15 protein-coding genes and 1 pseudogene are annotated in these 14,382 nt (G+C 40.0%); 15 read left to right on the top strand and 1 reads right to left on the bottom strand.

The window, feature by feature from the left end; genetic code table 11:
* Positions 1–42 precede the first annotated feature (42 nt).
* The 8 genes from miaA (at position 43) to MHI11_RS11050 (ending at position 6,449) form a co-directional block, all read left to right on the top strand.
* A complete protein-coding gene (gene miaA, locus MHI11_RS11085; RefSeq protein WP_044141840.1) occupies positions 43–999 on the top strand; it encodes a tRNA (adenosine(37)-N6)-dimethylallyltransferase MiaA in 957 nt (318 codons plus the stop codon).
* A gap of 25 nt (positions 1,000–1,024) precedes the next feature.
* Positions 1,025–1,246: an RNA chaperone Hfq gene (gene hfq / locus MHI11_RS11080; RefSeq protein WP_003211269.1), complete on the top strand. Its 222-nt coding sequence runs from the start codon at positions 1,025–1,027 to the stop codon at positions 1,244–1,246.
* 161 nt (positions 1,247–1,407) lie between these two features.
* The gene (locus MHI11_RS11075; protein WP_113767695.1) at positions 1,408–1,737 is read left to right on the top strand and encodes a YmzC family protein; all 330 of its coding nucleotides are present in this window, start codon (positions 1,408–1,410) and stop codon (positions 1,735–1,737) included.
* A gap of 79 nt (positions 1,738–1,816) precedes the next feature.
* Positions 1,817–2,029 carry a hypothetical protein gene (locus MHI11_RS11070; RefSeq protein ID WP_003212415.1) on the top strand — a complete coding sequence of 71 codons (213 nt, stop codon included), beginning with the start codon at positions 1,817–1,819 and terminating at the stop codon, positions 2,027–2,029.
* Between the two features lie 265 nt (positions 2,030–2,294).
* The gene (nrdI, locus tag MHI11_RS11065; RefSeq protein ID WP_008360380.1) at positions 2,295–2,687 is read left to right on the top strand and encodes a class Ib ribonucleoside-diphosphate reductase assembly flavoprotein NrdI; all 393 of its coding nucleotides are present in this window, start codon (positions 2,295–2,297) and stop codon (positions 2,685–2,687) included.
* Positions 2,647–4,749: a class 1b ribonucleoside-diphosphate reductase subunit alpha gene (gene nrdE / locus MHI11_RS11060; RefSeq protein ID WP_283924500.1), complete on the top strand. Its 2,103-nt coding sequence runs from the start codon at positions 2,647–2,649 to the stop codon at positions 4,747–4,749. Before nrdI ends, nrdE begins: the two co-directional genes overlap by 41 nt.
* A 17-nt stretch (positions 4,750–4,766) precedes the next feature.
* On the top strand, positions 4,767–5,747 hold the full coding sequence (gene nrdF / locus MHI11_RS11055; protein WP_003212452.1) for a class 1b ribonucleoside-diphosphate reductase subunit beta: 981 nt from the start codon (positions 4,767–4,769) through the stop codon (positions 5,745–5,747).
* A gap of 84 nt (positions 5,748–5,831) precedes the next feature.
* On the top strand, positions 5,832–6,449 hold the full coding sequence (locus MHI11_RS11050; RefSeq protein ID WP_340961081.1) for a hypothetical protein: 618 nt from the start codon (positions 5,832–5,834) through the stop codon (positions 6,447–6,449).
* 66 nt (positions 6,450–6,515) lie between these two features.
* Here MHI11_RS11050 and MHI11_RS11045 read toward each other — a convergent pair whose 3' ends face one another.
* Positions 6,516–7,274 carry an N-acetylmuramoyl-L-alanine amidase gene (locus MHI11_RS11045; protein ID WP_044141836.1) on the bottom strand — a complete coding sequence of 253 codons (759 nt, stop codon included), beginning with the start codon at positions 7,272–7,274 and terminating at the stop codon, positions 6,516–6,518.
* Between the two features lie 320 nt (positions 7,275–7,594).
* On the opposite strand from MHI11_RS11045, the gene spoVK reads away from it, so the two are divergent.
* The 7 genes and pseudogenes from spoVK (at position 7,595) to MHI11_RS11010 (ending at position 14,070) form a co-directional block, all read left to right on the top strand.
* Positions 7,595–8,554: a stage V sporulation protein K gene (gene spoVK, locus MHI11_RS11040; RefSeq protein WP_340961080.1), complete on the top strand. Its 960-nt coding sequence runs from the start codon at positions 7,595–7,597 to the stop codon at positions 8,552–8,554.
* A 121-nt stretch (positions 8,555–8,675) separates the two neighbouring features.
* Positions 8,676–9,938, top strand: coding sequence for a GTPase HflX (gene hflX, locus MHI11_RS11035; protein ID WP_050944939.1), 1,263 nt, complete (start codon positions 8,676–8,678; stop codon positions 9,936–9,938).
* Positions 9,939–9,956: 18 nt separating this feature from the next.
* On the top strand, positions 9,957–11,237 hold the full coding sequence (locus tag MHI11_RS11030) for a methionine gamma-lyase family protein (protein ID WP_044141654.1): 1,281 nt from the start codon (positions 9,957–9,959) through the stop codon (positions 11,235–11,237).
* A gap of 91 nt (positions 11,238–11,328) precedes the next feature.
* Positions 11,329–11,739 (top strand): MerR family transcriptional regulator, encoded by a 411-nt coding sequence (locus MHI11_RS11025; RefSeq protein ID WP_044141653.1) that lies wholly within the window; start codon positions 11,329–11,331, stop codon positions 11,737–11,739.
* A gap of 59 nt (positions 11,740–11,798) precedes the next feature.
* Positions 11,799–13,133 carry a type I glutamate--ammonia ligase gene (gene glnA / locus MHI11_RS11020; RefSeq protein WP_003211015.1) on the top strand — a complete coding sequence of 445 codons (1,335 nt, stop codon included), beginning with the start codon at positions 11,799–11,801 and terminating at the stop codon, positions 13,131–13,133.
* Between the two features lie 143 nt (positions 13,134–13,276).
* Positions 13,277–13,774 (top strand): annotated as a pseudogene (locus MHI11_RS11015) (phage tail tape measure protein); the annotation flags it as partial.
* Positions 13,775–13,872: 98 nt separating this feature from the next.
* A complete protein-coding gene (locus tag MHI11_RS11010) occupies positions 13,873–14,070 on the top strand; it encodes a hypothetical protein (RefSeq protein ID WP_034619884.1) in 198 nt (65 codons plus the stop codon).
* The last annotated feature ends 312 nt before the right edge of the window (positions 14,071–14,382 follow it).

Raw genomic sequence — 14,382 nt, 5'->3', positions numbered from 1 at the left:
GTTATGCTATACTGTAGGCAGTTTGTAAAAGAGAGTGATGTTATGAAAAAAACGAAACAACCAGTGATTGTATTAGTAGGACCGACGGCTGTCGGCAAAACAAAACTGAGCATTCATATAGCCAAAGCATTTAATGGAGAAATTATCAGCGGTGATTCTATGCAGATTTATAAAAGAATGGACATTGGAACAGCTAAAATCACCCCTGAAGAAATGGATGGTGTCCCGCACCACCTAATTGATATGAAAGAGCCAGATGAATCTTTTTCTACAGCTGAATTTCAGCAGCTGGTCCGTATGAAAATCAAAGAGATTGCCGCTAGAGGGAAAACACCCATAATTGTCGGCGGAACAGGTTTGTATATCCAATCTGTTTTATATGATTACACATTTACCGATGAGAAAAGTGACCCTTCTTTTAGAGAAGAAATGGCGCTGTTTGAACAGCAGCATGGCTCCCTTCAGCTACACGAAAAGCTAAAGGCAGTAGACCCTGATGCTGCAAAAACCATTCATCCGAATAATGTCCGCCGCGTGATCCGGGCGCTGGAAGTGATCCATACAACAGGTCAGAAAATGTCGGAGATGCAAAATGGTCATCAAGAAGTTCCTCTTTATGATACAGCCTTCATTGGGCTGAAAATGGATCGAGAGCTTTTGTACGAGCGCATTCACCAAAGAATTGATATGATGATAGATGAAGGCTTAATTGAGGAAGTGAGCGCACTTTATCAATCTGGCTTGAAGGATTGTCAATCGGTTCAAGCGATTGGTTATAAAGAGCTGTATGCGTATTTTCAAGGTGACTGCTCACTTGATGAAGCTATCCTGCAATTAAAGCAAAATTCCCGTAGATATGCGAAACGTCAGTTCACGTGGTTCCGTAATAAAATGGATGTCACTTGGTTCGACATGACACCGCCTTGCCACTTTTCAGACAAAAAAGAGGAAATTTTCGCATATGTAGCAGGAAAGCTTGGACTTAAAGCGAAACTGTAGTTATCAGAATCAAGGAGGACGAAACATGAAACCGATTAATATTCAGGACCAATTTTTGAATCAAATTCGTAAAGACAATACATTTGTCACAGTATTCTTACTGAATGGCTTTCAGCTTCGCGGTCAAGTGAAAGGCTTTGACAATTTTACGGTGCTGCTTGAAACAGAAGGGAAGCAGCAGCTTATTTATAAACACGCCATTTCTACATTTGCACCTCAAAAGAATGTAAATCTAGAATTAGAATAGGATATGTTCGACCTAATAGCCCCATGCATCTGCGAATAAACCGGCCGGAACCCGCTACGTTTTTTGTCAGTGCAGAGGGGCTATTTTGCATGCCGTGAAACTTTTCTGCCTATTCTGCGTATAATCCCTTATTGGATATGAAGAAAGGTGAGGGAAGCGATATGGAAAATGCAGAGCTTGAATTAAGAAGGATTAGAGTGATCCTTCTACTAGTTGGGATTGTTGTCTTATTTGGATCATGCGCCATTTCAAACATTGAATCGAGACAGGAAAGCTGGCATAACTATTCTAATCAAGATGATCATGGACATATAGATGGCCTATTACAATCAGCTGTTGCACTAAAAAATAATCACTTTGCTGTTGTGAAAGATGATGAAGTACATGTGTACCGGTTTGATGAAAAAGAGGGAGAACTGACCCTTATTAAAACAAAATACATAGATGAGTGGGACGAAGATGATGATGATGACGATTCTGTGGAAGAGTAAGCACGTAAATTTACAAATGAATGTGAAGTCGCTACACTATAATCATGCATCAGACATCTAGACAGAAAAGGATGAGTTCATGACACACAAAATTAAAATTAATCATTGGGAACAAACTTGTGAAGACGACTCCTGTTTTGAATATGGAACAAGCGTTTCTGTAAATGGGAAAGAATTAGTCAGAGAAGCTTCAATCGTCTCTGCGCTTGAAGCGGTGCTAAAAGAATTAGGTGTTGAAGTGGAAATTACAGAAGTATCAGAAGATTTACAGTGCGATGCCTACAAAAAATAAAACAAAAAGTCTAGTCTACTAAGCGATTTTTTTTCGTGTTATGATAGATTTCGGTTTCAGTTGAATAGAGAGTAGAGCAGTCTATTTTTAGATCCTGTTCTGCTCTATTTATTTGAACGTACGAGTTCGGCTATGAATGTTCGGCCGGGTTGGTTGATTTTTTTCGTTTCGAACATCTATATATTGTGTTTTGAAAAAACATAGTATACTATATATAGTGAATAACGAAATGATCAACAATACTAAAAACTAGGTCGTGATGGAATTGATTCAAATCGTATTTGATTCAAAAACAGGAAATGTTCAACGCTTTTTGGACAAGACCCCTTTTACAGACAAACGAAAATTGACTGGAGAAGAGTTTTTGGATACGCCGTTTATTCTCGTCACCTTTACGACAGGATTTGGACAAGTCCCAAGTACCACTCAATCCTTTTTAGAGAAAAATGCTCACCTTTTACTAGGTGTAGCGGTGAGTGGAAACAAAGTGTGGGGAGATAATTTTGCCAAAAGCGCCGATACGATTTCTAAACAATATCAAGTTCCTATTTTGCACACCTTTGAACTAAGCGGAACAAAAAGGGATGTTGAATTGTTTACACAGGAGGTAGAAAGAATTGTCACAAAATCAGGTTCCAAAGTGGATACAATTAAATAACGAGATTATGATTCAACAAGAAGGAAAGTTTCAGTTCGATAAGGACAAAGAAGCTGTACATAGTTATTTCGTAGATTATATTAATCAAAACACAGTCTTCTTTCACAACTTAGAAGAGAAGATTGATTACTTAATAGAAAACGACTACTATGAGGAAGAATTTTTAAGACAATACAGCATGGCAGATATTAAAGAAGTATTCGAAGCTGCATATGCGAAGAAATTTAGATTCCCATCATTCATGAGTGCGTTTAAGTTTTACAACGACTATGCACTGAAAACAAATGATAAAAAGAAAATCCTTGAACGCTATGAAGACCGCATTTCAATTGTAGCGCTTTTCTTTGCGGGCGGAGATAAAGAAAAAGCCCTTGAGTTTGTAGAACTGATGATCAATCAGGAATACCAGCCAAGTACACCAACATTCTTAAACGCTGGACGTAAAAGACGCGGTGAGCTTGTGAGCTGCTTCTTGCTTGAAGTGAATGACTCATTAAACGATATTTCAAGAGCGATTGATATTTCTATGCAGCTTTCAAAATTAGGCGGCGGCGTCAGCTTGAACCTGTCAAAACTTCGTGCAAAAGGCGAAGCAATCAAAGATGTTGAAAACGCGACAAAAGGTGTCGTCGGTGTGATGAAGCTTCTTGATAATGCATTCAGATATGCAGATCAAATGGGACAGAGACAAGGATCAGGCAGTGCGTACCTCAATATTTTCCACAGAGATATTAATGATTTCTTAGATACAAAAAAAATCTCTGCAGATGAAGATGTTCGTGTGAAAACATTGTCCATCGGTGTTGTCATCCCGGATAAATTTATCGAGCTTGCAAGAGAAGATAAAACAGCTTATACCTTCTATCCGCACACAGTCTATAAAGAATATGGACAGCATCTTGATGAGATGGACATGGAAGAAATGTATGATGAGCTTGTAGAAAACCCGAAAATCAAAAAAGAAAAAGTCAATCCGAGAAAGCTTCTTGAAAAATTGGCTGTTCTTCGCTCGGAATCTGGCTATCCATATATCATGTTCCAAGATAATGTGAATAGAGAGCATGCATTAAACCATATTTCACGAGTGAAATTCTCAAACCTTTGCTCAGAAGTGCTTCAAGCTTCAGAGGTCTCTTCTTACGCTGACTACGATCAAGAAGATGAAATTGGTCTTGATATTTCTTGTAACCTAGGTTCATTAAATATCATGAATGTCATGAAAAACAAATCGATCGAAAAAACGGTCAAACTTGCAACAGACTCACTAACGCTTGTATCTGAAACAACAGACATTCGAAATGCACCAGCTGTTCGAAAAGCGAACAAAGCGATGAAGTCAATCGGACTTGGCGCGATGAACCTTCACGGGTATTTGGCTCAAAACCAAATGGCCTATGAAAGTGAAGAAGCAAGAGATTTCGCGAATACGTTCTTTATGATGGTAAACTATTATTCAATTAAACGTTCAAGTGAGCTTGCAAAAGAAAAAGGAGAAACATTCCATCGTTATGAAGGCTCTGGCTACGCAACGGGCGAGTACTTCAATAAATACGTGGAGAATGATTTCACACCAAAAACAGAAAAAGCAGCAGCATTATTTGAAGGCATGCACATTCCAACAAAAGAAGACTGGGCAGCACTCAAAGACTTTGTAGCGGAAAATGGCATGTACCATAGCTACCGCTTATGTATTGCACCAACAGGTTCCATTTCTTATGTGCAATCGGCAACAGCCTCTGTTATGCCAATTATGGAACGTATCGAAGAAAGAACATACGGCAACAGCAAAACGTATTACCCAATGCCAGGTCTTTCAGCGCAAAACTGGTTCTTCTATAAAGAAGCGTACGATATGGATATGTTTAAAGTGGTCGATATGATCGCAACGATTCAGCAGCACGTCGATCAAGGAATTAGCTTTACATTATTCCTGAAAGATACGATGACAACGCGTGACTTAAACCGCATCGATCTGTATGCACACCATAAAGGCATTAAGACACTTTATTATGCAAGAACGAAGGATACAGGGCAGGAAGGCTGTCTTTCTTGTGTTGTTTGATTAAAGGAGAGTTTAACGTGACAAAAATTTATGATGCAGCCAACTGGTCAAAACACGAAGACGATTTTACACAAATGTTTTACAACCAAAATGTGAAGCAGTTCTGGCTTCCTGAAGAGATTTCCTTAAACGGGGATCTCTTGACATGGAAATATTTAGGTGAAAAAGAGCGAGATACGTACATGAAGGTACTTGCTGGATTGACTTTACTTGATACAGAACAAGGAAATACAGGGATGCCGATAGTGGCTGAACATGTAGAAGGCCATCAGCGTAAAGCGGTATTAAACTTTATGGCGATGATGGAAAATGCGGTACATGCGAAATCATACTCAAATATCTTCATGACACTCGCACCAACTGAAACGATCAGTGAAGTGTTTGAATGGGTCAAAAAGAATAAATTCTTGCAAAAGAAAGCAGATATGATTGTCAGTTTATACCGTTCGATTCAAAAGGACGATCCGATTTCCCTCTTTAAAGCAATGGTTGCTTCTGTTTATTTAGAAAGCTTCCTATTTTACAGTGGTTTTTACTACCCACTTTATTTCTATGGACAAGGAAAGCTCATGCAAAGCGGTGAAATCATCAACTTGATTTTGCGTGATGAAGCGATTCATGGTGTGTACGTTGGATTATTAGCACAAGAAATTTACAACAAACAAACACCTGACGTGCAAAAAGAGCTATACGATTTCTCGATTGACCTCTTGAACGAGCTTTATGAAAATGAACTTCATTACACGGAAGATATATATGACCAAGTCAATTTATCGCATGATGTGAAAAAGTTCATTCGTTACAATGCCAATAAAGCGTTAATGAACCTTGGATTTGCCCCTTACTTTGAAGAAGAAGAGATCAATCCAATTGTATTGAACGGACTCAATACAAAAACAAAGTCGCATGACTTCTTCTCAATGAAAGGGAATGGCTACAAAAAAGCGACGGTTGAGCCGTTAAAAGATGACGACTTCTTCTTTGGAGATGAATCATAAGTAAGGCGTAAAAGTCAAAACGCATCACTCGTTTTGGCTTTTTGCCATTTCATACAATGCGTTACATACTGGAGGTTAAAGAACATGGGAAAAATGGATGAAATCATACTAGTTGCACCGCGAACACGCGTATTCCAAAACGAAACGCATGCGTTTAATGGTGTGAATAGTGAAGAGAAAACAATCAACACCATTATGAAAGAAATCGAAGAGCACTTCAAGCAGATGCGCAGAGGCGATGCGGAAGAAAATCCTGACTTCAAGCAGCCGATTCCTTATGTCGTGATTAAGCGTGAGGACGAAGTGTATGTATATGAAAGGCTTCAAGGTGGGGGAGAGACTCGATTGCATCATAAGTTATCTCTTGGCTTTGGTGGTCACATGAATTTCATCGAAGGCAAAAACTTTGCTGAAATTTTAAAAGAAAATACGGATCGTGAACTAGACGAGGAACTTTCTATTCAAGAAGAAGACAAACTTGAGATGAAAACCCTTGGTTTAATTAATGATGATGACAACAGTGTCGGCCGTGTGCACATTGGACTGTTATCAGCGCTTGAATTATCTCCAAGTGCTCATGTAGAAGTGAAAGAAACAGATCAAATATCAGGAAAATGGATGAAAGCATCTGATTTGAAAAAGCCTGAATACTTTGATCGACTTGAAACGTGGTCTCAATTTGTCGTGAACATTTTAGCATAAAGGAATCAATCATAAACCGGCTCAGCAGCAGACTTGAGCCGGTTTATTTCGTTATAACAGCTTCAGTTATTGGAAAACAAATGCGTCATGACCGGCCTGTTTCAATCTTGCGACGAGGTCATCCGCATTTTGCTTTGTACGAAAAGCTCCGGCTTGTACTCGGAACATACCTCCCTCTAATACAACAAAGGCGTCAAAGCCTTTTGATTTCAGCGTGGCTGCTAATTCATCTGCATTGGCTTTCACCTTGAAAGCTCCAGCCTGTACTTTATAAAGATTACTTGCTTTTTTTTTCAGCTGAAAGGCTTTCTCTAATCCAGTGGCATGAGCGCGAGCGATGCCTTGAAGGAAGGTCGCGTTGCGGAGCTTATTTGCATCAGCTGTCGTATCGATGAAACCATTCTCTGTTAAAATAGCGGGCATAGAAGTTTCTCGAAGAACGTGGAAGTTCGCTGTTTTCTTGCCGCGGTTGGCAAAATCCACTGAGCGAACAATTTCATCATGAAGGGCATTGCGATACGTGGTGGTCGGTGCTGAAACGCCAGGATACACATAGCTTTCAAAACCTGTGCCCCCGCCTGCATTAACATGAATAGACACGAAATAGTCAGCTCCCCAGCTGTTTGCCGCATTTGTACGCTGGGCCAAAGTAACGGATTGATCAATTGAACGACTTAAGCGGACGGAAACGTCATCATAATCACTAATCAACATATCTCTCAATAAAATCGCGATTTGCAGTGTGATATTTTTCTCCAAAAGTCCATTAACAGCAGCTCCAGAATCTGTTCCTCCATGGCCAGGATCAATAAAAATTTTCACCATCTATTCATCACCTCGTCTTTATTTTATGAGAAAATAGAAAAATTGCCTGTACAAAATGCGGAAATCATTGAGACTCTTTTCTGCACAATTTGTGATGAGAAAGCTACATTTTTCTAAGAAAAAACAAATTGTTGGTTTGTCCGCCTAAATGGGATGAATACAATGGAAATAGCACATCATTTCCTGGGAAACCGCAGAAATCCCTACAATATTCTGTATCTCGGGTCATTTTGACAGCAAACTTGGGCTTAAGCGGGCGATTGTCACGATTACAGCTCCACCCGAATAGAATAAAGAGAGAAGAGCGAGAGGTGAATACGTTGGAGCGAGCTGTCACATATAAAAACAACGGCCAAATCAATATTATACTTAACGGACAAAAGCAAGTATTGGTTGATGCAGATTCAGAGGCAGAATACCTAGAAGCCTTGCAGAAAAATGAGACAAAACACAGCATCTTACGGGAAATAGAGCGTGAAATGAACAGCCTAGTCGGTATGGATGAAATGAAACGAAACATAAAAGAGATTTATGCTTGGATCTTTGTCAATCAAAAAAGGCAGGAACAAGGGTTAAAGGTAGGTAAACAAGCGCTTCATATGATGTTCAAAGGGAATCCAGGCACAGGGAAAACGACGGTTGCAAGACTTGTTGGGAAGCTTTTCTTTGAAATGAATGTCCTTTCAAAGGGTCACTTAATTGAAGCGGAACGCGGAGATCTAGTTGGGGAGTACATCGGTCATACTGCTCAAAAAACAAGAGACTTAATTAAAAAATCACTAGGCGGCATTTTGTTCATCGACGAAGCCTATTCTCTTGCCCGCGGAGGCGAAAAGGATTTTGGGAAAGAAGCGATTGATACCCTAGTAAAACATATGGAGGACAAACAGCACGAATTCATTCTCATTCTTGCTGGCTACTCCAAGGAAATGGATCATTTTCTATCATTAAACCCGGGGCTGCAATCCAGATTTCCAATCAATATCAGCTTTCCTGATTATACCGTCGATCAGCTCATGGACATTGCCAAACGGATGATGGCTGACAGAGAATATATATTTACTCAAGAAGCTGAATGGAAGCTGCGAGATTACTTAATGCACATTAAAAGCACCACGAGTCCTGCAAAATTCAGCAACGGCCGTTTTGTGCGAAACACGATTGAAAAGGCCATTCGAACCCAAGCGATGAGACTCCTGCTTGTGGATCATTATGATAAAAAAGATTTGCTCACGATTAAAAGTCACGATCTCCAAATGAAAGAGGATACGCCTACTTAAAATGGCGTATCCTTTTTATAAAGAGATACTAAAATAAACCATCCGAATAGTGGTATACGTGTGATGTGTTTGGTATGATGGTACTACTGAAAACTTAAGTACAGAAAGGAAACAACTGACGTTGAATGAACATGAAATGACAGAAAAAGCGATCCTTGTCGGCTGTCAATTGCCGCATGTCACGGATGAACGCTTTCAATACTCAATGGAAGAATTAGCTTCCTTAACCAAAACGGCTGGCGGTGAAGCTGTCAGCGTAATGACGCAGAAGAGAAATAGACAAGACAGCGCAACATATATCGGTAAAGGGAAAGTAGAAGAGCTTGAAGTGCTTTGCGAGGAATTCGAATGTGATGTCATTATTTTTAACGACGAACTGTCTCCAAGTCAGCTAAAAGCTTTGGCAACTGCCTTAGATGTGAAAATTATCGATCGGACACAATTGATATTAGACATCTTTGCAAAAAGAGCCCGGACAAGAGAAGGGAAGCTGCAAATAGAGCTTGCCCAGCTTCAGTATGCCTTGCCGAGACTAAGCGGACAAGGGATCAGCCTCTCAAGACAAGGCGGCGGAATTGGCGCAAGAGGTCCAGGTGAAACAAAACTTGAAACAGATAGACGTCATATTCGAAACCGTATTCACGAAATTAACGGGCAATTATCTACAGTCAAAGAACACCGTACAAGATACCGGGAACGCCGGAAGAAAAATGGTGTGTTTCAAATTGCCATTGTTGGGTATACGAATGCCGGAAAATCTACTTTGTTTAACCAATTAACAGATGCAGATAGTCATGAAGAAGATCTGCTATTTGCGACACTTGATCCAATGACACGTAAGATGACATTAGCATCTGGCTACAGTGTGCTGATTTCAGACACCGTTGGTTTTATCCAAGACCTCCCAACAACACTCATTGCGGCATTTCGTTCCACTCTTGAAGAAGTGAAGGAAGCTGATTATTTGCTTCATGTCATTGATTCTTCTAATGAGGATTACGAAGGTCACGAACGGACGGTTCATGAGCTTTTAGAGGAATTAGAAGCAGATCGTATTCCAATGCTGACGGTTTATAACAAAGAAGATCAAATCAGACCGGATTTCATCCCATCTTCAAAGCATCGTCATCTGTTAATCAGTGCGAGACGCGAAGAAGATGTGAAGCGGTTAAAAGCGGATATTATGGCAGAACTGAAACAAAACTTTTTAAAGCCATATCATGTGAAGATTCCTGCGTATGAAGGAAAGCTCATCTCCGCATTAAAATCAGAAACGCTCGTTGAATCACTAGAATTTCAAAAAGAAGCAGAACTTTATGACATCACCGGGTTTAGCGGTGAGGAGCAGACCATATTAGGTCAAATCAAGAAGTATATGTTGTAAGAAAGGAATTAAATCAAGATGTTTCATACATTAAAACACGGCAGTATTTTAGAAAAAGTAGCAGCAGAAACAGAACAAGACATTTTACACATGCATCAGCAAATTGATCAAAAGAGCGAACAAAATGAGTGGCGGGTGCTTGAAAGCTACCGAAAGCATAGAGTCAGTGACTCTCACTTTAATCCAACAACTGGATATGGCTACGATGATATGGGAAGAGACACGTTAGAAAAAATTTATGCGGACGTCTTCGGGGGAGAAAGCGGCCTTGTGCGTCCGCAGATCATTTCCGGCACGCATGCGATTTCCATTGCGTTATTTGGTGTGCTAAGACCTGGTGATGAATTGATCTATATGACGGGAAAACCATACGATACGCTAGAAGAAATTGTAGGGATTCGCGGCAAAGAAGGGACAGGCTCATTAAAAGACTTCCAGATTGATTACAAGGCCATTGATTTAAGGCAAGATGGATCCGTCGATTATGACAAAGTAAAAGAGTCGATCTCCTCTAAAACAAAAATGATCGGCATTCAGCGTTCGAAAGGTTATGCGTCAAGACCTTCCTTTACAATAGAAGAAATCGAGCAAATGATTTCATTTGTAAAAGAGATCAATGAAGAAATCATTGTGTTTGTGGACAACTGTTATGGTGAATTTACTGAATTACAAGAGCCATGTCATGTGGGAGCGGATCTTATGGCGGGTTCACTTATTAAAAACCCGGGCGGCGGGCTTGCCAAAACAGGCGGCTACATCGTTGGAAAAGAAAAATGGGTCGAAGCTTGCTCTTATCGAATGACATCTCCGGGCATCGGCAGTGAAGCGGGTGCCTCGCTGTATGCGCTCCAAGAAATGTATCAAGGATTTTTCTTAGCACCGCATGTTGTGGCACAAAGCTTAAAGGGTGCGGTGTTCACGGCTCGTTTTCTTGAGAAGCTCGGGTTCCAAACGAACCCAGCGTGGAATGCGAAAAGAACGGATTTAATTCAATCCGTCGAATTTGGCGATCCTAACAAAATGATTGCATTCTGTCAGGCGATTCAATATGCATCTCCGATCAACAGTCACGTCACACCGCATGCAAGCTATATGCCGGGATACGAGGATGATGTCATTATGGCAGCGGGCACCTTCGTCCAAGGAGCTAGTATCGAGTTATCAGCCGATGGACCGATCAGACCTCCTTATACAGCCTACGTTCAAGGCGGACTCACGTATGCCCATGTGAAAAATGCGATTTGCAGTGCTGTAGATGCCTTATTGGAACAAGGTTTTATCGACATACCTGCTCGATAAAAAAATCCATGTTAATATTCCTAACATTTCGTTGACACATAATATAACATGACATATAATAAATTTAAGCAAAGAGGAGGAGACAGTTGAGATGAGTGATAACATTCGCCGCTCAATGCCTTTATTCCCAATTGGGATTGTCATGCAGCTAACAGAATTATCTGCAAGGCAAATTCGCTATTATGAGGAAAATGGTTTAGTATTTCCAGCAAGAAGTGATGGGAATCGCCGATTATTTTCTTTCCATGATGTTGATAAATTACTAGAAATTAAAAACCTCATCGAACAAGGTGTAAACATGGCAGGAATCAAAAAACTTTTTGCCAAAGCTGAGGCAGAACATCCAGCGTCTGATGCAAAGACCGAGAAGAAAACCACAGCCAAGCACAACTTGACAGATGATGAACTCAGGAAGCTACTGAAGAAGGAACTCATTCAGGCTGGACGTTTCCAACAAGGAACGACCTTTAGGCAGGGGGATATGTCAAGGTTCTTCCGTTAACCAATTAGCAAAAGCATTGCTATACAATTTTACCTTTTGTAGGGGAGGAGTTTTACGAAATGGCAAAATACACAAGAGAAGATATCGTAAAATTAGTAAATGAGGAAAACGTAAAGTACATCCGTCTGCAATTTACAGACATTCTCGGAACGATTAAAAATGTTGAAATTCCTGTGAGCCAGTTAGAAAAAGCTCTCGATAACAAATGTATGTTTGACGGTTCATCTATTGAAGGCTTCGTACGTATTGAAGAATCAGATATGTATCTATACCCAGATCTCAACACATTTGTTATATTCCCTTGGACAGCAGAAAAAGGTAAAGTTGCACGCTTTATTTGTGACATTTACAAGCCAGACGGGACGCCATTTGATGGAGACCCGCGTAATAACTTAAAGCGTGTCTTAAAGGAAATGGAAGACCTAGGATTTAGTGATTTCAACCTTGGACCTGAGCCAGAATTCTTCTTATTTAAATTAGATGAAAAAGGCGAGCCAACGCTTGAATTAAACGATAAAGGTGGATACTTTGACCTTGCACCAACAGATCTAGGCGAAAACTGCCGCCGTGATATCGTGCTTGAGCTTGAAGAAATGGGCTTTGAAATTGAAGCGTCTCACCACGAAGTAGCACCTGGACAGCATGAAATTGACTTCAAATATGCAGGCGCCATCCGTTCTTGTGATGACATTCAAACATTCAAACTCGTTGTCAAAACGATTGCGAGAAAGCATGGTCTTCATGCGACATTCATGCCAAAACCATTGTTTGGTGTAAACGGATCTGGTATGCACTGTAACCTATCATTATTCAAAAATGGCAAAAACGCATTCTTTGATGAAAAAGCAGACTTACAATTAAGCGAGACGGCTAGACACTTTATCGCAGGTATCGTCAAGCATGCAACTAGCTTTACAGCGGTCACAAACCCAACGGTGAACTCTTACAAGCGTCTTGTACCTGGTTATGAAGCACCTTGCTATGTGGCATGGAGTGCACAAAACCGCAGCCCACTGATCCGTATCCCTGCATCACGCGGCATCAGCACACGTGTAGAAGTGCGCAGCGTAGACCCATCTGCAAACCCATACCTTGCATTAAGCGTATTACTTGCAGCAGGTCTTGACGGAATCAAAAACAAACTAGACGCACCAGCACCAATTGACAGAAACATCTATGTCATGGACAAAGAAGAGCGCCTTGAAAACGGCATCGCTGACCTACCTGCAACACTTGCAGAAGCTCTTGAGCTGCTGAAATCAAACGAAGTCATGGTCAACGCACTAGGCGATCACTTATTCGAACACTTCATCGAATCAAAAGAAATCGAATGGGATATGTTCCGCACCCAAGTACACCCATGGGAACGCGATCAGTATATGTCTCAGTATTAATAATAAAAACCCCTTGGAGCCATTGGCTTCAAGGGGTTTTTAAAAAGGATTTGGTGGTCAAATTTATAGTGACCAGAATCAAAATGAAGATTGGCCACTTTTTGACCACCAAATTCAACAGAAAATTTCAAAAGCAAACATAACTTTTAGATCAAATAAATCGATATTCACTCCATGACTCTGAGTTCGGTAAATCAAAAGTTAAATAACTTAGTGAACAGATGCAAAATGAACAGCTTGTTTTAGATAAATTCCTAAAAGATCGTGAAAACTCTAAGCGTAAAGAAGCGCTGCAATATCAGCTTGAAAAAGTCGAAAAATCAATTAACGCAAAGTATGATGATCTTATTAATGCTGAGCATGGGTTCAAGGATTTAGAAGGAAAATTGATGAACAATAAGATTATCGATATCAATAAACAGCTTTCTGAATTCACTAAGTTTATCAATTCAAATATGGAGTCAATCGGCAAGTCTATCTCTAACAATTTTATTGATAAGCTTAAAGAGGCTTTAAATGCTCTCGGTGTTGTCGTTAAGGGTAATACTACCCCTCGTTTCAAGACTGGTGGATCAGTTGGTAAAGTCCCAGCTCAAGGAGCATTAGCTGTAGTAGATGATGGAGAAATTGTCCTTAATAAACAAGGCTCAGTTAACATGCTTAAAGCTGTTGAGTTTACTTAGAGAAACAAAGATAGAAGATCGAAGCAATAGCAAAGAGCTACGAGTCAATACGAAGTATGTTTAACAATGTAGCTTCTTCAGTTGCTATCGCTAAACTTTCAGTTCCAGGATTTGAAGTGTCAGAGTCCAAGAATGTTACTAGCAATTATTCAGTGAATATGCACATCGATAAAATGGTCGCTGATGAAAAAAGGGCTAATAATGCTTTAGAAACTATTAGAAAAGGATTAAAGCAAATGAAAGGAAAGGTTTGAAAACCGAATCTATAAATTTTCAAGTGTAAATTTAAGGTGCGTAATTAAACTTATAAAACTAATTAAAGGCTTATGAGTTAATTACTATAACATTTAAATAATTTTGATGAATTTGCAATGATACCAGCCCATTCTAACTTATTTTTAATCTATATTCAATAGTTCACAACTGAATAGAATCAGTCTATGCTCATGGATCAAGGTGTTGTCTTTAGTGATGCCTAATTTAAGGGTGAGGCTGTCGTGGAATGCGCTAACAACGTTAAACTTGAAAGAGTAGTGACTCAGCCGATGCGATAAATGAGGATAGGA

This window comes from Bacillus sp. FSL K6-3312, from assembly GCF_038007485.1.
Lineage (GTDB): Bacteria > Bacillota > Bacilli > Bacillales > Bacillaceae > Bacillus > Bacillus pumilus.
Note: the sequence above shows the minus strand (reverse complement) of the source record. Positions and strands in the feature narration are given on the sequence as shown.

Bases quoted from the DNA above. Each gene is read 5' to 3' on its own strand.
- MHI11_RS11070 (WP_003212415.1), top strand. From the start codon at position 1,817: ATGACACACAAAATTAAAATTAATCATTGGGAACAAACTTGTGAAGAC.
- miaA (WP_044141840.1), top strand. From the start codon at position 43: ATGAAAAAAACGAAACAACCAGTGATTGTATTAGTAGGACCGACGGCT.
- MHI11_RS11030 (WP_044141654.1), top strand. From the start codon at position 9,957: ATGTTTCATACATTAAAACACGGCAGTATTTTAGAAAAAGTAGCAGCA.
- MHI11_RS11050 (WP_340961081.1), top strand. From the start codon at position 5,832: ATGGGAAAAATGGATGAAATCATACTAGTTGCACCGCGAACACGCGTA.
- glnA (WP_003211015.1), top strand. From the start codon at position 11,799: ATGGCAAAATACACAAGAGAAGATATCGTAAAATTAGTAAATGAGGAA.
- MHI11_RS11010 (WP_034619884.1), top strand. From the start codon at position 13,873: ATGTTTAACAATGTAGCTTCTTCAGTTGCTATCGCTAAACTTTCAGTT.
- MHI11_RS11025 (WP_044141653.1), top strand. From the start codon at position 11,329: ATGAGTGATAACATTCGCCGCTCAATGCCTTTATTCCCAATTGGGATT.
- MHI11_RS11075 (WP_113767695.1), top strand. From the start codon at position 1,408: ATGGAAAATGCAGAGCTTGAATTAAGAAGGATTAGAGTGATCCTTCTA.
- MHI11_RS11045 (WP_044141836.1), bottom strand. From the start codon at position 7,274: ATGGTGAAAATTTTTATTGATCCTGGCCATGGAGGAACAGATTCTGGA.
- hfq (WP_003211269.1), top strand. From the start codon at position 1,025: ATGAAACCGATTAATATTCAGGACCAATTTTTGAATCAAATTCGTAAA.